The 19,485-nt window shown below is 67.8% G+C and carries 18 protein-coding genes; all 18 read right to left on the reverse strand.

What is annotated here, in order from left to right:
• Positions 1-564 precede the first annotated feature (564 nt).
• Positions 565-2,172: a hypothetical protein gene (locus tag F8566_RS06495; protein WP_151559047.1), complete on the reverse strand. Its 1,608-nt coding sequence runs from the start codon at positions 2,170-2,172 to the stop codon at positions 565-567.
• Positions 2,172-2,657 (reverse strand): hypothetical protein, encoded by a 486-nt coding sequence (locus F8566_RS06500; RefSeq protein WP_225992921.1) that lies wholly within the window; start codon positions 2,655-2,657, stop codon positions 2,172-2,174. Before F8566_RS06500 ends, F8566_RS06495 begins: the two co-directional genes overlap by 1 nt.
• A gap of 7 nt (positions 2,658-2,664) precedes the next feature.
• Positions 2,665-4,095: an MCE family protein gene (locus F8566_RS06505; RefSeq protein WP_151559048.1), complete on the reverse strand. Its 1,431-nt coding sequence runs from the start codon at positions 4,093-4,095 to the stop codon at positions 2,665-2,667.
• Positions 4,092-5,396: an MCE family protein gene (locus F8566_RS06510; RefSeq protein WP_151559049.1), complete on the reverse strand. Its 1,305-nt coding sequence runs from the start codon at positions 5,394-5,396 to the stop codon at positions 4,092-4,094. Before F8566_RS06510 ends, F8566_RS06505 begins: the two co-directional genes overlap by 4 nt.
• Positions 5,393-6,718 carry an MCE family protein gene (locus tag F8566_RS06515; RefSeq protein WP_192809551.1) on the reverse strand — a complete coding sequence of 442 codons (1,326 nt, stop codon included), beginning with the start codon at positions 6,716-6,718 and terminating at the stop codon, positions 5,393-5,395. The genes F8566_RS06510 and F8566_RS06515 overlap by 4 nt, the downstream gene beginning before the upstream one ends.
• Positions 6,719-6,736: 18 nt before the next feature.
• On the reverse strand, positions 6,737-7,831 hold the full coding sequence (locus F8566_RS06520) for an MCE family protein (RefSeq protein ID WP_151559050.1): 1,095 nt from the start codon (positions 7,829-7,831) through the stop codon (positions 6,737-6,739).
• Complete coding sequence (locus tag F8566_RS06525) at positions 7,832-8,866, reverse strand: MCE family protein (RefSeq protein ID WP_151559051.1); 1,035 nt, start codon at positions 8,864-8,866, stop codon at positions 7,832-7,834.
• A gap of 81 nt (positions 8,867-8,947) precedes the next feature.
• Positions 8,948-10,297, reverse strand: coding sequence for an MCE family protein (locus tag F8566_RS06530; protein ID WP_151559052.1), 1,350 nt, complete (start codon positions 10,295-10,297; stop codon positions 8,948-8,950).
• A 7-nt stretch (positions 10,298-10,304) separates the two neighbouring features.
• A complete protein-coding gene (locus F8566_RS06535) occupies positions 10,305-11,153 on the reverse strand; it encodes an MlaE family ABC transporter permease (RefSeq protein ID WP_151559053.1) in 849 nt (282 codons plus the stop codon).
• Entirely contained in the window at positions 11,153-12,004 is an 852-nt protein-coding gene (locus tag F8566_RS06540) for an MlaE family ABC transporter permease (protein WP_192809552.1), read from the reverse strand. The genes F8566_RS06535 and F8566_RS06540 overlap by 1 nt, the downstream gene beginning before the upstream one ends.
• Entirely contained in the window at positions 12,004-13,029 is a 1,026-nt protein-coding gene (locus F8566_RS06545; protein WP_151559054.1) for an ABC transporter ATP-binding protein, read from the reverse strand. The genes F8566_RS06540 and F8566_RS06545 overlap by 1 nt, the downstream gene beginning before the upstream one ends.
• Positions 13,030-13,657: 628 nt before the next feature.
• Positions 13,658-14,044 (reverse strand): 50S ribosomal protein L7/L12, encoded by a 387-nt coding sequence (gene rplL, locus F8566_RS06550; protein WP_151559055.1) that lies wholly within the window; start codon positions 14,042-14,044, stop codon positions 13,658-13,660.
• 73 nt (positions 14,045-14,117) lie between these two features.
• Positions 14,118-14,723 (reverse strand): 50S ribosomal protein L10, encoded by a 606-nt coding sequence (gene rplJ / locus F8566_RS06555; protein ID WP_151559056.1) that lies wholly within the window; start codon positions 14,721-14,723, stop codon positions 14,118-14,120.
• Positions 14,724-15,053: 330 nt separating this feature from the next.
• Entirely contained in the window at positions 15,054-15,893 is an 840-nt protein-coding gene (locus F8566_RS06560) for a DUF6612 family protein (protein WP_151559057.1), read from the reverse strand.
• A 176-nt stretch (positions 15,894-16,069) separates the two neighbouring features.
• Complete coding sequence (locus F8566_RS06565; RefSeq protein ID WP_151559058.1) at positions 16,070-16,927, reverse strand: LppX_LprAFG lipoprotein; 858 nt, start codon at positions 16,925-16,927, stop codon at positions 16,070-16,072.
• Positions 16,928-17,127: 200 nt separating this feature from the next.
• Positions 17,128-17,844 (reverse strand): 50S ribosomal protein L1, encoded by a 717-nt coding sequence (rplA, locus tag F8566_RS06570; protein ID WP_151559059.1) that lies wholly within the window; start codon positions 17,842-17,844, stop codon positions 17,128-17,130.
• A gap of 76 nt (positions 17,845-17,920) precedes the next feature.
• Positions 17,921-18,349 (reverse strand): 50S ribosomal protein L11, encoded by a 429-nt coding sequence (rplK, locus tag F8566_RS06575; protein ID WP_151559060.1) that lies wholly within the window; start codon positions 18,347-18,349, stop codon positions 17,921-17,923.
• Positions 18,350-18,595: 246 nt separating this feature from the next.
• Complete coding sequence (gene nusG / locus F8566_RS06580) at positions 18,596-19,474, reverse strand: transcription termination/antitermination protein NusG (protein ID WP_225992922.1); 879 nt, start codon at positions 19,472-19,474, stop codon at positions 18,596-18,598.
• Positions 19,475-19,485: the final 11 nt, after the last annotated feature.

The raw sequence follows: 19,485 nt of genomic DNA on the forward strand, positions 1-19,485 counted from the left end.
CCTTCTGGGCCGCCTCGACCCGGGCCTTCCACCTCTCATTACCCAGCAGCCAATCAAACGAGTTGGTCTGCAGAGCAAGGAGGTCCGGGACTTCGAGCGGCTCCTTGATGCGCGCGAAGGAGACGCGGTTCGGACCGGTTGCGGTATTCGAGGCGTTGCGCGAGGCTGCCAAGAGTGGTCCTTCCGAGGGCTCGCGGCGTAACTGACGACACGCACGCCAGACGATCCAGGTGCGAGACTGGCTCAGAAGACCCCAAAACGGGCCCAGGCAGGGTTGCTCTCACACGAGGATAGTCAAAGGGCAGCGCAAAGGGGCAGTGTAGCCGACCACCACACCGCTCGCAACTCTACCGCCGCAGTATGCATCACAGTTGCCTTGGAGCATCGCCCCTGAAGGCCCAAGAGTCAAGAGCGGACATGGACTTTTCGGGCTCTGACCTGCAGTGAGGAAGGCCATAGTTTAAGGTTCCTGCCCCTACTCACCAGTAGGCCCTGTAGAAGCCCCTGGAAACAGGCGAGCGACCACCCCTCGCGGGGTGATCGCTCGGCTTGGATCGGCGAGCGTTACGAGATCACCGTCAGTTCGGAGGCGAGCCACTTGTCGCCGACCTTGAGCATGGTCATCTTCATGCGCAGCGACTCGGGGAGCCGCTTCTCCTTGTCGGTGTTCCTCGCCGTGGAGCGGTTGGCGTAGACCAGCACGACGACCTTCTTCGGCGAGGCGCTGACCGCCCCCACCTTGAGGACCGTCGTGGTGGCCACGGCCTGCTGGCTGACCGCGGTCGAGCGCAGCGTCTGAGCGAGCTTGTCGTAGTCGGTACGGAGCTTGCCCGTGGTCTGGGCCGAGGCGCTCTTGAAGTCGTCCTCAAGCGTCCTGTAGTCGAACGAGGACAGGTCCTGCGCCGCCCGCGAGGCCGCGAACGTCGCCTGGCGGGTGGCCTGCTCGGTCGCGCTCCGCTCCCGGACGTTCATCCCCAGCGCCACCACACCGGCGGACAACGCCACAGCCAGCACGGCCAGCACGACGGTCAGCACCGACACTCCGGAACCACGCCTCCGGGACTTGTCGGTGTCACCCCCAGAAGTCTTGGACGCGCCGGACTTCTTCAGAACGACCGACTCTGCCCCGGTTTCCCCTTCTGAATCGGCGTCAGCGCCATCCTCGGCGCCCTCCGCGGCATCCGCGCTCGTACTCTTCGCCTCGGCCTCGACCGCCTCAGAAGCCGTCTCAGCGCCATCGGCGCCGCTACGCCCCCTGCCCTTACGGCCGAACCTGGACTTGCGGCCAGTCTTGGCCACAGCCGGAGCATCCTCGCCGGCCCCGGCAGAGTCACCTGCCTCGTCGGCGTCGGAGGCCTCATCGGCATCATCCGCCGCGCCAGCTTGCTCGGTGTCGACGGCCTCATCCACGTCTGCCTTGGCCGCAGCGTCATCCTCGGTCGTGGGCTTACGGCCAGCCTTGGCCACAGCCGGAGCATCCCCGCTGGCCTTGCCGACGCCATCAGCCTCGTCTACATCGGCGGCCTTCGTTGCGGCATCTGCCTTTGACGCGGCGCTGACTTTGCCCGCGTCCCCGTCCTCGTCCACGCCGCCGTCGTCATCTGCGTCGGCGGGATCGCCCACGCCGACCTTGGCCGCGCCAGAGGGATCTGCCGTGTCACCCGCCTTGTCTGCGGGGTCGGTCTTGGACGCACCACCAGCCTTGCCTGCCTGACGGCCGTTGGCCGCGGCGCTTCTCTTGACGTCGGGCTTGGATCCGTCGTCGGCCGCGGCCGTGTTGGCGGGCTCGCCCACGTCGGCCTTAGCCACACCAGCGGCATCGGCATCGGCGGCCTTGGCGGCGGCCTCAATCACACTGCCGGACTTGCCCGTGGCGGCCTCGGTTTCGGCGCCTGGCTTGTCTGTGGAGTCGGATTCCGGCTCGTCGACGTCGGGGTCGGTCAGTTCGGCCTTGGCGGCGGCGGCTTCGGCTTCGGCGGTCTCTGCTTCGGCTTCGGCCATTGCGGCCTCGGCTTCCGCCTCGGCGGCTTCGGCGGCGGCCGCGGCTGCGGCGGCTTCCTGGGCGAGCCTGGCGGCTTCGCGGGCCCGCTCGGCGGCCTCTTCGGCCAGGCGTGCCCGGCGTTCCGCCTCCCGGGCCCTCTCCGCCGGGGTCGCGGGGGCGTTCTTGGCCATTACGGGACCATCTCCAACTTCGACACCAGCCAGCGGTCACCGGACTTGGTCAGATCCATCAGGTACCGGTAGGGCCTGGTCACGCCGCCGGGGACCTTGGGGTTGGTGACCATGCCGTTCAGAGAGACCATGACCTCGGCGGAGTCGCCGTCGATGGAGACCACGGCCGCGTCCACCTGGCTGACGGTGGACTTGGTCTGGGCCTTCGTCACGGAGTCGATGAAGACCTTGGACTGCGTCGCGAGCTGGTTCTTCAGGTCGCCGGTCGTGCCGGCGAGTATCCGGTCGAGGTCCTTCTGGGCGCTGGCGTGGTCGACGGTCATCAGGTTGACGCCCGTCTGGCGGGCGGCCTGGACGGCCTTGGCGCGCTGGTCGGCGTCGCTCTTCTTCTGCCAGACGATGACGCCCACCCAGGCGACGGCCACGGCGAGCCCGATCACGAGCACGCCGAGGACCAGGGTCGTGAGCCTGGAGGTCTTGTTCACGTCATCCTCACTGTGCCAACGGCCCGAGCAGGAGCCACTTCCACGAGGCCTCCTCCCCCAGCTGACGGGATCCCGCGGTCGTGGGCAGGGCATAACGCTTGCCGTCCGGCCCATAGACCGCGCCGGTCGCTGGATCGTACCCGGCCAATTCGACTGAGTTCGACGGCAAGGGAATGAAGATCTGGCTCGCGTCCTGGCCTGTGGCCTGGCCGTTCACCGAGGCGCGCTGCTGGCCGGCCTTGGCCTTGGTACCGGTCGCGCCGCCCTCGGGGAAGCCTGCGCCGTCGGTGGCGCCCGGCGGGAGCGCCGGGGGCTTGGTGAGCGCGGACTTGGGCACGTTGCGGGAGCCGCGGACGTCGGTGGGCGAGCTGTTCGGCAACTTGCAGCCCACGTCCAGGCGCGGCTTCTTGGGCCTGGTGTCCTGCGGCCAGCGGCGCTGGGTCTTCTCGTAGCCCCTGGTGCACGGCGGCGGCGAGTCGATGTTGAACGCCAGCCCCAGGTGCTGGGTGCCGTCGCCGGGCATCACGGTGAAGTTACCGGCGACCGCCACCGGATAGAGGATGAACAGCGAGCGCAGTCCGGCCTGGCGGGAGGTGATGACCTGGCCCGTCGTGGTCAGGTTGGCCAGCAGCACCGGCAGCGTCGGGGACAGGTCGGTGATCGTCTTGTCCACCTGGTCGACCGCGCCGGGGGTGGCGTCGATGGTGGCCCGCAGCGCGGGGTCGTCCCGGCGGATCTGCGTGGTCAGCTCGTTCAGGTTGCGCGCGAAGCCCTTGATGTCGGCGCCCTGAGAGCGCTGGGTGTCGAGCACGACCCTGCTGTTGTCCAGCAGCTGCTTGGTGTCGGGATAGGCCGCCTCGGCGGTCTTCAGCAGCCGGTCGGTGTCGTCGAGGATCTTCTGCAGGTCCGTGCCGGAACCGGCGAACGCCTTGTCCAGCTCGTCCACGATGGTGCCGAGGTCCTTCGGGTTGACCGAGGTCACCAGCCGGTCGACGTTCCGCAGCAGCTCCGAGGTCGAGACCGGCAGCCGGGTGAGCTGCCGCGGGATGGTGTACGGGTCGCCCTCGTCGAGGTAGGGCCCGGTGTTCTTGCTCGGCTGGAGGTCGATGTACTGCTCGCCGACCGCCGAGCGGTTGGCCACGACGGCCGCGGTGCCCTCGCGCGGGATGCGCTTGCCACGGTCGAGCTGGAGCTTGACCTTGATGCCGTCCTGGGTGAGCTGGATCGGGCCGACGCGGCCGACGGCCACACCGCGGTAGGTGACCTCGGCGTTGGTGAAGACGCCGCCGGAGTCGGTCAGATCGACGTACGCGGTGTACTGGCGGCCCAGCAGGCCGGCGCCGATCTTGAGGTAGTTCACCGCGACGATGCTGACGCCGAGGATCGTGACGATCGCGAAGACGACCAGCTGGATCTTGACGCCTCGTTTGAGGATCACGAGAGGCCCCCCGTCATCAACGCCTCCAGATCGGACTGGCCCATCGAACGGGGCTTGCCGCCAGTGTTGCCGCCCGTCTGGCCGCCGTTCTGCCCGCCGTTCGGCGCCGGAAGCCCGGGGAGACCGCCGCCGGGGGTGTCGCCGGGCATGTTCGGCAGGACGCCCAGCGGCCGCTGCGGGAGGGCCATGTTCGGGACCTTCAGGAGACTGCGCATACCCTGGCCGCTGTTGAGCAGGCCTTCGAGATCGGTGCCGCCGAGCAGGTTGCGGGCGAGGCTCTCCATGTCCAGGTCGAGCGTGAGCCGCACGTTGCCGAAGTCGCCCTTGACCACGTTGTTGAACGTGGGCGCGAACGGGAAGGCGATCATGGCCTCCAGCGTCTTGGGCAGCGTGTCGCCGGCCTTGTTGAGGTTGCGCAGGACCTTGTCGACGTCCCGCAGGTTGGCCAGCAGGTCCTCCTGGGATGCCTTGATCACGCCGGTGGTCCGGCGGCTCAGCTTGTCCAGGGACACCAGCATCTTGGTGAGGTCGGCGCGGTTGCGGTTGAGGATGTCGACCGCGGGCCCGGCCTTGTCGATGGTGTCGGCGATCGTCGCGCGCTCGGCCGACAGCTTGCCGGTCAGGCGGTCGATGCTGTCGATCGCACGGACGATCGAACTCCGGTTGCGGTCGAGGGTGCCCACGAACGTGTCGACCCGGTGCAGCACCGACTTGATCGTCGCCTCGCGCCCGCCCATGGCGGCCCTGAGCTCGTGAGTGATCGTCGAGACCTGCTCCAGCCCGCCGCCGTTGAGCAGCAGCGACATGGCCGAGAGCACCTCTTCGATCTCGGTGCTGCGGGTCGTCCGGGCCAGCGGGATCAGGTCGTTGTTACCCAGCTGGCCGGTCGGGGCCTCGGGCCGCGGCGGCGAGGAGAGCGCCACGAACTTCTCGCCCAGGAGGCTGGTCTGGCCGATCGTCGCCACGGAGTTGTCGGGCAGCCTGGTGTCCCGGCGGATCTTGACGGTGACGACCGCGCGCCAGCCGCTCTGGCCGCCCGGCACGCCGAGGGCCGCGTTGCCGTCCCGGCCCGCGAGGTCGATCTTCTCGACCTTGCCCACCGAGACGTCGTTGACCTTGACCACCGACTGCGGCACCAGGTCCAGCACGTTCTGGAACTCGATCTTGACCGTGAGCGGATCGTCGCCCACGTCGGGCCCGCCGGGCAGCGGAATCGAGTCCACGCCGCGGAACGAGCAGCCCGACAGGGCCGTCACTCCGGCGAGGGCCGCCGCGGCGAGCCTGATGTACGGCCGCCTCATTCGCCACCTCCCGGCAGCAGACCGTTGATGTCCCGGGGCTGGTGATCGTTCTGGCCACCCGCCTGCCGGCCACCCGCCTGCTGCCCGCCGGTCTTGGTCTGCTGGTTCTTGGTCTTGGTGCCCTTGGCGCCGGAGCCCCTGGTGCCCGGTCCCTCGCCCGGCGGGTACGCGTCCGGCGGGATCGGCACCGGGTCGTAGTGCGTGGTGAGTGCGGTGATCCAGGACAGGTCCAGGCTCAGCCCGGTCAGCGCCTTGCCGATGCCGTTGTACGGGCGGACGAAGTCCAGGCACTGCTTGGCCGGGGTCCCGACCGAGTACGCGAGCGAGCAGATCCAGTCGGCCAGGTCGTGGAACTGCCGCAGGTCCGCGCGCTGGTGGACGGTGCCGCTGATCGGGTCGTACGCGCGCGCCGTGTTGTTGATCGCCAGCGGCGCGGCCGTCATGAACTCGGCGAGGGCGTCCTTCTGCTTCACCAGCGTGCCGGTGATCTGGGCGAGCTGGCGCACGTTCTTCGACAGCTCGCCGCGGTTGTCCTTGATGAAGCGCTGGACGTTGCGCAGTGTCGGGCCGAGGGTGTTCAGCGCGGCGCTGAGCTCCTCCTTCTCCCCCGCCAGCTGCCCGGACACCCCGTTGAGGTGGCCGGTGAACTGCCGGATCTGCGCGTCATTGGCCCGCATCGCGCCGGTGATGACCCGCAGGTTCTCGATCGTCTTGGCGACGTCCTCACGGTCGGCGCTGAGCGTGCTGAGCGCCTTGGAGGTGTCGCTGATCGTCTGACGGATGTCGGTGCCCTGGCCCTCGAGGGTGTCGGCGCCGACCTGCAGCAGCCGGGACAGGGAGCCCTGCTGGCCGGACGGGCCGGGCTTGTTGGCGCCGTCGGGCCCGAGTGCCTTGTTGAGGTCGTTCAGGCTGGAGCCGATCTCGTCGACCTCGACCGGCACCGCGGTGCGGTTGATGGTCAGCGTCGACTTGTCGGGCATGACCGGACCGCCCTTGTAGACGGGGGTCAGCTGGATGTAGCGGTCGGCGACCAGGGTCTGGTTGACGATCACGGCTTGGGCGTCGACGGGCACCTTGTACTTGGCGTCGTACTTCAGCTCGACCTTCACCGAGTCGCCGACCGGGCTCACGCTCTCGACCCGGCCGACCTTGATGCCGAGGATGCGCACGTCGGCGCCCTTGTAGAGGCCGACGGTCTTGGCGAAGTAGGCCGTCATGTACCGCTGCTTGGGCTCCCGCAGGGCGAGCACGAGCGCGGCCGCCAGCACCGCGACGGCGAGGATGGCGCCGCCGAGCCGGAGGATGGTTCCTGAATTGCGCACGGATACCTACCTGCTCGCTTACGGGAGGAAGGGCAGCGGGTTGCCCTTGTCGTTGCCGTTCTGACCGCCGTTCTGGCCGCCCCGCGTCCCGTTCTGACCGCCGTTCTGGTTCGGGGCACGGGTTCCGTGGCCGCCGCCCTGGCTCGGCGGGTTCTCGATGTGGGCGGGGATGGGGATCAGGTTCTGGATCCAGGCGTCGAACCAGCGGCCGTTGCCGGTGACGTCGGAGAACTGCCGCGCGAACGGCGCGAACAGCTCGATCGTGCGGTCCAGGTTCTGCTGGTTCTTCAGCAGCACCTTGGTCACGCCGGAGAGGTTCTGCAACATCGGCTTTAGCTGGGTCTGGTTCTCCCTGATCAGCGCGTTGATCTGCTGGGAGAGCGTCACCGTGTTGATCAGCAGCTGGTGGATGACGGCCCGCCGGGCCTGCACGGCCTGAAGGATCTTGTCGCCGTCCTCGATCAGCTTGGAGAAGTCCTGGTTGCGGTCGGCCAGCAGCTGCGACACGCTCCTGGCCCGGCCGGCCAGCTCGTGCAGCTCCTCGTCGCGGGAGGCGATGGTGCTCGACAGCCTCCGCAGCCCCTTGAGCGAGGCCCGGATCTCGTCCGGCGAGTTCTCGAACGTGTCGGACAGGACGTCGAAGGACTTCGCGACCTGCTGGTAGTCGATCTTCTGGAGCCGCTGGCTCAGCTGGCTGATCGCCGGGACCACCTCGAAGGGGGTGGCCGTCCGGTCGAGCGGGATCTGCTTCGACAACCGGCCGCCGCCGCGCGGGTCGAGCGACAGGTAGTGCGCGCCCAGCACGGTCTTGATCTTGATCTCGGCGCGGGTGAGGTCGCCCAGCTTCACGTCGTTGTCCACCTGGAAGGTGACCTTGACGTGGTCGCCGTCGAGGTCGGTGCCGGTGACCTTGCCGACCTTGACGCCGGCGATCCGGACCTCCTCGTCCGGCTTGAGCCCGGCGGCCTCGGCGAACGCGGCGGTGTGGGTCCGCGTGCCGTTGATGAACGGGATGCTGCCGAGGTTCATCGCCAGCACGAGCAGGACGATGATGACGGCGAAGGCGCCAAGCCCGATGGGGACCGGGTTGCGTTCCCGGAAGGGGATCCTCATCTACTTGCACCTCGCGTTGTCGTTCACGATCGCCGGTGTCTGGTAGATCGGGCCGCCCGGCAACCGCACCTTGGCGTCGAAGCCGCAGATGTACATGTTGAACCAGCCGCCGTACGAGGAGATGTTGACCAGCCCCTCCAGGCGCTGCGGGGTCCGCTTCAACAACAGGTCGAGCTTGTCGTCGTGGCGGTTCAACGTCGCAGCCAGCGTCCGCAGGCCGGCGATGTCGTTCTGGATGCCGGGCCGCGCCTCGGAGAGCAGGCCGGAGGTGGTGCCGGACAGGTCGTTGAGCGCCTCGACCGAGTCGAAGATCGCCTTGCGGTCGTCGGCCACCCCGCTGACGAAGCCGCGCAGGTCGCCGATCAGCCGGTTGACCTCCTCGTGCCGCTGGTCGACGGTGCCCAGCACGCTGTTGAGGTTGTCGATCACCTGGCCGATGACCCGGTCGCGGTTGGCGAGCGTGTTGGTCAGCGACGCCACGTGCGACAGCAGGCTGTTGACCGTGCCGGCCTCGCCCTGCAGGGTCTGGACGATCTGGAACGCCAGCTTGTTGACGTCGTCGGGCTCCAGGGCCTTGAACAGCGGCTTGAACCCGTTGAACAGGACGGTCAGGTCCAGCGCCGCCTTGGTCTGCGTGATCGGGATCGTGCCACCGGGACGCAGGTAGTCGTTGGCCGCGCCCGGGCCCTCGGTCAGCGCCACGTACCGCTGGCCCATCAGGTTGCGGTAGCGCACCTGCACCAGGGTGGACGTGGGGATGCCCGCCTCGAACACGCCGGACTTGTTGACGCTGAAGGTGACCTCGGCCTTGTTTCCCTGGTGCAGCTTGATCTTCTCGACCTGGCCGACCCGGACGCCGGCCACCCGGACGTCGTCCTTCTCCAGCAGCCCGGCCACGTCGGTGAAGATGGCCTTGTAGCTGCGGGTGTCGGCGAACCGCACGTTCGAGATGGTCATCGCCAGCACGCCGGTGACCAGCGAGGTCAGGACGACGAAGATGCCCAGTTTGATCGCGGCGCTCGTGGTCTTACCCATGGTCGCGCTCACCTCCTCGCGCACAACCTGCGACAAGGTGCGCCTCGACGGTCCGAGCGCGCTCGTCGGCTCGCTGCTCGTTCACTTGACCGTCACCACCGATCCCTGCAGGAGCGGGCCGAACAGCAACTCCGCCACGTCCGGCACCTCGTCCGCCGGGGTCCGCGTCATCGGCCCGAGGACATTCTTGATCTTTTCCTTCTCACTCATGGAGCCCGGGTCCACGAAGACGCCCGAGGTCGCCCGGCCGCGGGTGCCGGCGTTGGCCGGGGCGTTGGGCGGATCGGGGTTCTTCCACCACAGGTCGTCCTCGGTGCCGTCCAGCGCGAGGTAGTCGGGGAAGGGGATCTTGGGGTTGGGCATGTTGTAGCAGCGCGGCCCGCGGTGGTCCCGGGGGTCGGGCAGGTCCAGCGGGTTCTTGTACGCCGGCCGCGGCTTGACGATCTCGACCGTCAGGTTGAACGTCGTCGAACCGCCCGCGCCGGCGGTCCGCTCGGTCTCGGGCGCCAGCTTGTTCATGCCCGCGATCGTGCAGGGGAAGGACGGCGAGTAGCGGGCGAACAGCGCGAGCCCGGCCCGGTTGGCGACGTTGACCCCGATGATCTTGGGACCGTTGACCTGCATGAACCGGTCGCCCTTCTCGGCCGTGCCGGTGACCATGGGGATGATCTGCTCGATCGTGGCGCGCTTGTCGGCGATCGTCTTGTTGGTGACGTTGAGGTTGCGCAACGTCTGCAGCAGGTCCGGCGCGGCGTCGCTGTAGATGTCGGCGGTGTCCGACAGCGCGTTCAGGTCGTACACCAGCGTCGGCAGCTCGGGATTGAGCTTCTTCAGCAGCGAGTCGACCTGCTCCAGGTTGCGTCCGAGCTGGTCGCCACGGCCCTGGAGCGCGGTGGAGAGCGCGTTCAGGGTGGCGTTCAGCTTCTCCGGCCGCACCGCCTGCAGCAGCGGCAGCAGGTTGTTGAGCACCTTGTCGATCTCGACCGCGGTCTGGGACCGGTCCTGCTGGATCGTCTGGCCCTTGCGCAGCCCGAGCGGGCCCGGCTGGGCCGGGATCGTCAGGTCGACGTACTTCTCACCGAACAGCGTCTTGGGGATCAGCCGGGCCTGGACGTTGTTCGGGATCAGCTTGGCCTTGTCGGGATCGAGCGCCAGGTCCAGCACGGCGCCGTCGGCGGTCGCGTGCGTCCCCCGGACCTCTCCCACGATCAGGCCGCGGACCTTCACGTCCGAACGCGGCAGCAGCTGGAGTCCGGCGCGCTCGGCGTCGACCTTCACCTTCACCACCGGCGTGAGCGCCTTGTTGAACAGGGCGACGGTCAGCACCAGCAGCAGCGCGACGAAGATGACCATCGACAGGCCCAGCAACTGGTAGCGCACACGCTGGGACATGCCGTTCGCGCTCGCCTTCCCGGAAGCAACTTGCGTCATCGAGCCGTCACCCCGCAATCCGGACGGTCGTGGTGGCTCCCCAGATCGCCATGCCGAGCAGCAGGTCGGCCACGTTGATGACGACGATGCTGGTGCGCACCGCGCGGCCCACCGCGACGCCGACGCCCGCCGGGCCGCCGCTGGCGTTGTAGCCGTAGTAGCAGTGGATGAGCATCACGAGCATCGCAAAGACGATCACTTTGCCGAATGACCACAAGATGTCATAGGGCGGTAGGAACAGATTGAAATAGTGGTCATAGGTGCCGGTCGACTGCCCGTAGAACAGCGTGACGACCACCCGGGTGGCGCCGTACGAGGCCAGCAGGCCCACGATGTAGAGCGGGACCACCGCGAGCATCCCGGCGATCAGGCGGGTCGTCACCAGGAACGGCATCGACGGGACCGCCATGACCTCCAGCGCGTCGATCTCGTCGGAGATCCGCATCGCGCCGAGCTGGGCGGTGAAGCCGCAGCCGACCGTCGCCGACAGCGCCAGCGCCGACACCAGCGGAGCGATCTCACGCGTGTTGAAGTACGACGCCACGAAGCCGGTGAACGCGGCCGTGCCGATCTGGTTCAGGGAGTTGTAGCCCTGGAGGCCGACCTGGCTGCCGGTGAAGAACGTCATGAAGCCGACGATCACCACGGAGCCGCCGATGACCGCCAGGCCGCCCGTCCCGAGGCTCACCTCGGCGAGCAGCCGCAGCACCTCGGTGCGGTAGCGGCGCAGCACCCGGAAGAACCAGGCGAACGCCCGCGCGTAGAACGACAGCTGGCGACCGAGGTCCTCCATGCGGTCGAGGGGGGCGTTGAGCGCCTTGGTGGCGGCCTTCCCCGTCTTGCCAGGGGCAGCCATCACATGCCCTTCTGGGGAATGAACTGGAAGTACAGGGTGGAGATCAGGAAGTTCTCCAGGAAGAGCAGCATGAACGTGATGACGACGGTCTGGTTGACCGCGTCGCCCACGCCCTTCGGGCCGCCCTTCGCGTTCAAGCCCTTATAGGCCGCGACCAGTCCCGCCGTGATACCGAAGACGAACGCCTTGAACTCGGCCTGCAACAGGTCGGGTAGCTGCGCGATCGCGTTGAACGACGCCAGGTACGCGCCGGGGGTGCCGTCCTGCAACATGACGTTGAAGACGTAGCCGCCGATGAGGCCGACCACCGACACCAGGCCGTTCAGGAACAGCGCGACGAACGCGCAGGCCAGCATGCGGGGCACGACGAGGCGGTGCAGGGGGTTGATCCCCAGCACCTCCATGGCGTCGATCTCCTCACGGATCTTGCGCGAGCCGATGTCCGCGCACATCGCCGAACCCGCGGCACCCGCGACCAGCAGCGAGGTCACCAGCGGGCTGGCCTCGCGGACGATCGCGACCACCGCGGTCGCACCGGTGAACGACTGCGCGCCGAGCTGCCGGATGAGGCCGCCCACCTGCAGCGACAGGATGCCGCCGAACGGGATGGCGACCAGCATCGTCGGCACCACGGTCACGCTGACGATGAACCAGGCCTGCTGGACGAACTCGCGCCACTGGAACGGCCAGACGAACATCGCGCGGAAGGTGTCCAGGCACAACGCGAAGAAGCGTCCGGGTTCCTTGATCGCGATGTTCGCGGCGCCGTCCCCGACCTTCTGGAGCGTGCCGGAAGAGCCGTCGCCCTTCTTGCCCCCTCGCTGGTTCGCGCCGATACCAGGAGTTGACATCAGTACCTTGCTCCCGGGGGCTGCTGGCCGGCGACCGGGCTCATGGCCGCGACGTACCGCGGCCACTCCTCGACCCAGTTACGGCCCATGTCGTCGATGAACGAGCCGGGAGGCGGCGTGACGCCGTGCGCGGCGCACCAGGCGCCGGGCGCGTGCTGCGCCGGGCGGATGCGGCCGCTGCTGGGCATCTGCTGGGGCGGGATCGGGGGCAGCTTGCCCACGTCCAGGCCCATCTTGGCCTCGGCCTCCAGCTCGGAGACGTCCTTCTCCTCGGACATGCCGATGGGGCCGACCCGGCGGGCGTTGAGGAACTGCCGGACGACCGGCTCCTCGCTCGACAACAACATCTCGCGCGGGCCGAACATCACCAGCTCGCGGCGGAACAGCAGGCCGATGTTGTCCGGAACGGTCCGGGCGGTGTTGATGTCGTGGGTGACGATGAGGAACGTCGCGTTCAGCTCGGCGTTCAGGTCGACGATCGTCTGGTTGAGGTAGGCCGTGCGGACCGGGTCGAGGCCGGAGTCCGGCTCGTCGACCAGGAGGATCTCGGGGTCGAGCACGAGGGCGCGGGCGAGGCCGGCGCGCTTCTTCATACCGCCGGAGATCTCACCGGGGAGCTTGCCCTCGGCGCCGATCAGGCCGACCAGCTCCATCTTCTCCATGACGATGCGCTTGACCTCGGACTCGGACTTCTTCGTGTGCTCGCGGAGCGGGAACGCGATGTTGTCGAAGAGGTTCATCGAGCCGAACAGGGCGCCGTCCTGGAACAGGACGCCGAACAGCTTGCGGGTCTCGTAGAGCTGGGCCTCGGGAAGGTACGGCAGGTCCCGGTCGCCGACCCAGATGTGACCGCGATTGGGCTTGAGCAACCCGACCAGGGACTTCAGGAAGACGGACTTGCCCGTGCCCGAAGGCCCCAGGAGAACAGAGATCTCTCCTGCGGGCAGCGTTAGCGATACGTCCTGCCAGATGGTCTGGCTGCCGAAGGCCTTCGTCAGCCCTTCGACGCGAATCTCGACGCCCACTCGTCACCTTTCGTCCAGGCCGGGGGAATCCGGAACCCAATGATCGAGTAGCGAACCCAGGCTGTGACGCCGCTCTGCCCGCGGGGACGGGGTGGGTGGCGGCGAGCTGGAGTTCACGGGTGAAGTTGTCGTCACATCTTGTGTCCGCCCCGTTGCTACCGCCCGGTAGCTGTGGCGGGTGCCACTACCGTAGCGGCCCTTTCTGGAAATGGAAGAGGTTCCCGCCCAGATCAGGGGCAAAATGCGACGTCGTAAGACAATCGTTACTTACGTCGCTTGGGAGACTACTGGCCTGTGAAGAGGTGCTTCAAGCAGAGGTTGTGGTGGTTACGGCCGGGTGTGGCCGGGCTGCATGGACGTGCTCGGTAGTGGGTGACGCTACGGGGCACGCGCTGAGGCCCACAACTAGCTCCCCAAAGCAGGTTCGATCGTGTTTTTGTCACGTTCGGACAAGTTCGAGCCCGCCGAACGCCTCCCAGATCCCCTCCGGCACGAAGAGCCTTCCAATGTGTCAAGGCGCAGGGCCCGCGCCATGAAGGCCCCTCACGCGAAGAGGCGGCCACCCCGCCGGGGTGGCCGCCTCTTGGAGAGCAGTGGAGCCGTCACAGCTCCGGAGTTCGGAGAAGCCTTACTTGACGGTGACCGTCGCGCCGGCCTTCTCCAGGGCCTCCTTGGCCTTGTCGGCCGCTTCCTTGTTGACCTTCTCGAGCAGCGGCTTGGGCGCACCGTCGACCAGGTCCTTGGCCTCCTTGAGGCCGAGGCTCGTGAGGGCACGGACCTCCTTGATGACCTGGATCTTCTTGTCGCCGGCGGCCTCGAGGATGACGTCGAACTCGTCCTTGACCTCGGCCTCCTCGGCCGGGGCGGCCGGGCCGGCCGGGCCGGCGGCCACGGCGACCGGGGCGGCGGCCTTGACGTCGAAGACTTCCTCGAACTGCTTCACGAACTCCGACAGCTCAAGGAGGGTCATCTCCTTGAAAGCGTCGAGCAGCTCGTCCTGGCTGAGCTTCGCCATGATGTGTTCCTCCGCTATGGCTTAAAAACGTGGGGTCTTACGTGGACCGCGGGGTCCTGGTCCGGGCGGACCGTTACTCGGCGGGCGCCTCGTCGGCAGCGGCCTCGGTGGCCGGGGCGTCGTCGGCGGGAGCCGCGGCCGGAGCCTCGGCTGTCTCGCCGGCGGCCTCGCGCTTGGCGCGGAGCGCCTCGGCGAGCTGGGCCGTCTGCGTCGGCAGGGCGGCGAAGACGGCAGCGGCCTTGGCCATGTTGCCCTTCATCGCCCCCGCGAGCTTCGCGAGGAGCACCTCGCGCGACTCGAGGTCTGCGAGCTTGGCGACCTCGGCGGCGTCCATCGACTTGCCATCGATGTAGCCACCCTTGATCACCAGGTGCTCGTTGGCCTTGGCGAAGTCACGCAGTCCCTTGGCGGCCTCGACCACGTCACCCTTGACGAAGGCGATGGCCGACGGGCCCTCGAGCAGCGACTTGAACTGCTCGTCCAGCCCGGCGCCGTCAGCGGCGATCTTGGTCAGCGTGTTCTTCACCACGGCGAACTTCGCGGTCTCGCCGAGGTTGGTGCGCAGCTCCTTGAGCTGTGCCACCGTGAGCCCGCGGTACTCGGTCAGCACGGCGCCGTTGGAGCTCTCGAACTCGGTCTTGAGCTCGGCGATCGCCGCAGCCTTTTCGGCCTTTGCCATGGGCCTCCTTCCGATTACCTGGGTGGAAGCCGCCGGGGCGAAAGGCTTGGAGAAACAGCGAACGCCCCGGCGTAGGCGCACGGGGCGTCAGGCACGACGCGGAGGTCGTACAGGAAGCTCTCGTCTCACCTACGCGGGCCGCCCGAATGAATCGGGTCCTTCGGTCACCGTGAGGTGACGACCGGCGGTCTTCGGCAGAGAACAGGGTACGTGCTGGATCGGCCTTGCACCAAATCGGGCTCGCACCAAATCGGACTTGCACCAAATCGGGACCGCGCCCGTGGCGGACGCGGTCCCGTGGTCAGGCGCTCATGGCGCTCAGATCGATGGTCAGTTGCCGCCGAGGTTCGGCATCTTGAACTCGCCGGTCTCCGAGGCCGGAGGCGCGGACACCTCGACCGGCTTGCCGTAGTCGCTGAAGAGCATCGTGGTGTTCACGGCGCCCATGCCGGTCTGCACCTTGCTGATGATCTTGCGCGGAAGCGAGTCGTCGCTGACCCAGACATCGAAGCCGATCTTCTGGGTGCCGAGCTGCTGGTAGGCCTTCTCCATCTTCTGCCGGCTCTGGGGGTCGAGCTTGCCGAGCGCCTCGTCCAGCGAGACCGTGCCGCTGTAGTGCTTGGTCTGGACACCGCCCACGTTCTCGGTGCCGACCTCGCGGACGTCCTTGGATCCGGTGAGGAGCTTGGTCTGCTCGGCCGGGTTCTGCTGCTGCGCCTGCTGGAGGAGCTGGTCGTAGTTCCCGCCCAGGGCGGAGAGGGGCATCCGGCTCCACGGCTTGCCGCCGTTCTGCGCCGCCAGACCCGGGATCTTCATGTACATGGCGTCGCTGACGAGCCGCATCTCCATGCCGCCGCCGGGCATCGACTGCCCACCCATGTTCGCCGAGTCGATGTTGATCGCCATGGCCAGCGTCGGCCGGATGCGGGCCTGCATGACCATGTGCATCTTCATGGAGCCCTGGGACATGGTGCCGTCGATGGTCACGTCCGCCTTGAAGGTGTCGGTCTGGCCGGTCTTCTCCGCGGCCTTGCCGAGCACCTGCGCGGCGCTGAGCTGGATCTGGTTGCCGGTTTCGCCCGCCTTGTCCTTGGCACCTCCAAGACAGCCGGTGAGCGACAGAGCGAGGCCGGTGGCCACCGCCGTGCCCGCTGCGAAGCGCCGAATCATCTGATCTCCTCCGTTGTCGTCCAGATCGTCCGGGCGGCGACGACCGGACGAAATGTTAGACGCCGGCGGGCCCCATCGGGTTCAAACGCGGATGAAGGGCCGATGACGCAACGAGTACGTCATGGCCCTTCATGCCGGTCATGTCCCTGGTCGGCCCGGTCGTCGACCTCGTTGGGCTAGTTGGGGGTGCCGCCTCCCAGCAGCCCGTTGAGGGAGAGCTCACCGGTCTGGTCGGCGGGCGGCGGGTTCACGCTGACCTTCTTGCCGTAGTCGCTGTAGAGCACGGTCACGGTGCCCGAGTCCTTGCCGGTACCGCCCTTGGACTCCAGCTTGCGCGGCAGCCCGTCCTTGTCCGTCCACAGATCGAAGTTGATCTTCTCGGTGGGGGTGCCCTTCGGGAACCAGTTCTGCACCTTCTGGCGCGTCTGGGCGTCGAGCCGGTTGAGCGCGTCCTGCACGGTCACCGTGCCGGTGTAGTGCGTGGTCTTGACGCCGTCGATGCTCTCCTGGCCGACCCGGCGCACGTCCTTCGAGCCGGTGAACATCTTGGTCTGCTCGGCCGGGCTGACCTTCTGCACCTGGTCGATGAGGCTCTTGACGTCGAAGCCGGTGGACTGCCCCAGCTTGTTGACGTCGATCTTCACCCAGGGCTTGCCGTTCGCGACGAACCTCGCCAGCTGCGGCACCTTGGCGTACAGCGCGTCGCCGGTGAAGATGGCCTGCCCCTTGATGCCCGGCACGGCCTGGCCGCCTCGGCTGACCTCATCGAGCTGGGCACTGAACGTCAGCGTCGGCTTGAGGCTGAACTGCCCGGTGGCGTGGACCTTGCCGGCGCCGTCACCGTTCTCGGTCACGGTCAGCTCGGCCTTGAACGTGTCGGCCTGGCTGGTCCTCTCCGAGGTCTTGGTCAGCGCCTGGGCGGCACTGAGCTTCATGTTGTCGGTGTTGGCGCCATTCTCGGCTCCGCATCCGGAGACGAGCAGCGCGGCACCCACGGCGGTGCCGCCGGCCACCACGGCGAATCGGCGCTTCATGAGGAATGAGCCTCCTTTGTTGCCCTGCCCGATGAGATCCAGTCTTGTCCGGCGTGCTTCGGGCCACATCCCCCGCTGGTACCAATAGAGCCCGACGTGGTACGACCCGGGGCGTACCCCCAAAAGCCTTGCGCAGACGCCGAAGAGGGGCGCTCCCGGCTGGGAGCGCCCCTCTCGGGCACCTGTGATCAGGCTGGAGATCAGGCCTCGTCGAGCTCGGCGGTCAGGTTGCGGACCGCGTTCGGGTCCACCGGAACGCTCGGGCCCATCGAGGTGGTGATGACGGCCTTCTTCACGTACCGGCCCTTGGCTGCGGACGGCTTGAGACGCTGGATCTCGTCGACCGCGGCGGCGTAGTTCTCCACCAGCTGGCGCTGGCTGAAGGACGCCTTGCCGATGATGAAGTGCAGGTTCGCGTGCCGGTCGACCCGGAACTCGATCTTGCCGCCCTTGATGTCGGACACGGCCTTGGCCACGTCCATGGTGACGGTGCCGGTCTTCGGGTTGGGCATCAGGCCACGCGGGCCGAGCACGCGGCCCAGGCGGCCGACCTTGCCCATCTGGTCCGGGGTGGCGACGACGGCGTCGAAGTCCAGGAAACCGCCCTGGATCTTCTCGATCATGTCGTCCGAGCCGACCAGGTCGGCGCCGGCCTCACGGGCCTCGTCCGCCTTGGCGCCACCGGCGAAGACCAGCACGCGGGCGGTCTTACCGGTGCCGTGCGGCAGGTTGACGGTGCCGCGGACCATCTGGTCGGCCTTGCGGGGGTCGACGCCCAGCCGCAGGGCGACCTCGACGGTCGCGTCGAACTTGGTGACCGAGGTCTCCTTGGCCAGCGCGACGGCCTCGGCCGGGCTGTAGAGCTTGTCCCGGTCGATCTTCTCGGCCGCGTTGCGGTAACCCTTGCTGTGCTTCATGTCCTGCTCCTTGGTGGTAGAGCGGGCCGCGGCGTGCGGCCCTCCCACGTCCTCACGGGATACCCCGCGGGAAGACCTACTTGACCTCGATGCCCATCGAACGGGCGGTGCCGGCGACGATCTTCTCGGCGGCGTCCAGGTCGTTGGCGTTGAGGTCGGGCATCTTGGTGGTGGCGATCTCGCGGATCTGGTCGCGCGTGACCGAGCCGACCTTGGTCTTGTGCGGCTCGCCGCTGCCCTTCTCCACACCCGCGGCCTTCAGGATGAGCTGCGCGGCCGGCGGAGTCTTGGTGATGAAGGTGAACGAGCGGTCCTCGTAGATGGTGATCTCTACGGGGATGACGTTGCCGCGCTGGGACTCCGTGGCAGCGTTGTACTGCTTGCAGAAGTCCATGATGTTGACGCCGTGCGGACCGAGCGCGGTACCGACCGGCGGCGCGGGGGTCGCTTGTCCAGCTTGAAGCTGAACTTTAACGATTGCCGCGATCTTCTTCTTGGGAGGCATTCATACCCCTTTGTCCCGTTTTGCTTTGGTTCCGGTTCCCGCCTTCGCGGGCAACATCATGGCCGGGACTCCATCACGATGTAGGAACCTGCTGGTGCCGCGCATCCCCGCCATTCGCGGGGCCGACGCAGGCGTCGCCTGACCCGCCTGCAAGTGCACGGAACGATCCCCGCGATGGCGGGGCCGACTGGCAAGTTTATGCCATGACGAACGCCCCCGCGTACGCGAGGGCGTTCGTCACAAGTCTTAGATCTTGGAGACCTGGTTGAACGACAGCTCCACCGGGGTCTCTCTGCCGAAGATCGAAACCAGAACCTTGAGTTTCTGCTGCTCGGCGTTGATCTCGTTGACCGTGGCGGGCAGGGTGGCGAACGGGCCGTCCATGACGGTGACCGACTCGCCGACCTCGTAGTCGACGGTGGCGGCGACCTTGGCCTGCTCCTTGGTCTTGGCCGGGCCACCCTCCTCCGGCTCGGGGGCCAGCAGGTTGGCGACCTCGTCCAGGCTCAGCGGGGACGGCTTGTTGGACAGGCCGACGAAGCCGGTGACGCCCGGGGTGTTGCGGACCGCGGCCCACGACTCGTCGGTGAGCTCCATGCGGACCAGGATGTAGCCCGGCAGGACCTTCTCGTTGACCTTCTGCCGCTTACCGCCCTTGATCTCGGTCACCTCGTGCTGAGGGACCTCGATCTGGAAGATGTAGTCCTCCATGTTGAGGGTCTGGGTCCGGGTCTCGATGTTGGTCTTGACCCGGTTCTCGTACCCCGCGTAGGAGTGCACGACGTACCAGTCGCCCGGCTGCAGCCGCAGCTGCATCTTGAAGTCCGCGTACGGGTCGGCCGGCGGGCCCGCGTCGACCTCGTCCGCGTCGACCTCGTCCGCGGCGGGAGCCTCGTCATCGACAGGGGCGTCGGCCCCGGCCTCGTCGGCGGCCGCGGCGTCGGCGACCACGGCGTCCTCGCTCTCGGCGTCCGCCGCGGAGGCCTCGGCGGCCTCGACGTCGGCGGGCTCGGCAGTCGCCTCGTCCGCCGGCGCGGCGAACTCGTCCGCCGGGTCGGCCTCAGCAGCCGCTGCAGACTGGGCCTCTTCGATGGCCTCGTCGTGGGGCTGTGTGGACTCGGACACGGTGACTCTTT

The sequence above is a fragment of the Actinomadura rudentiformis genome, from assembly GCF_008923185.1.
GTDB lineage: Bacteria > Actinomycetota > Actinomycetes > Streptosporangiales > Streptosporangiaceae > Spirillospora > Spirillospora rudentiformis.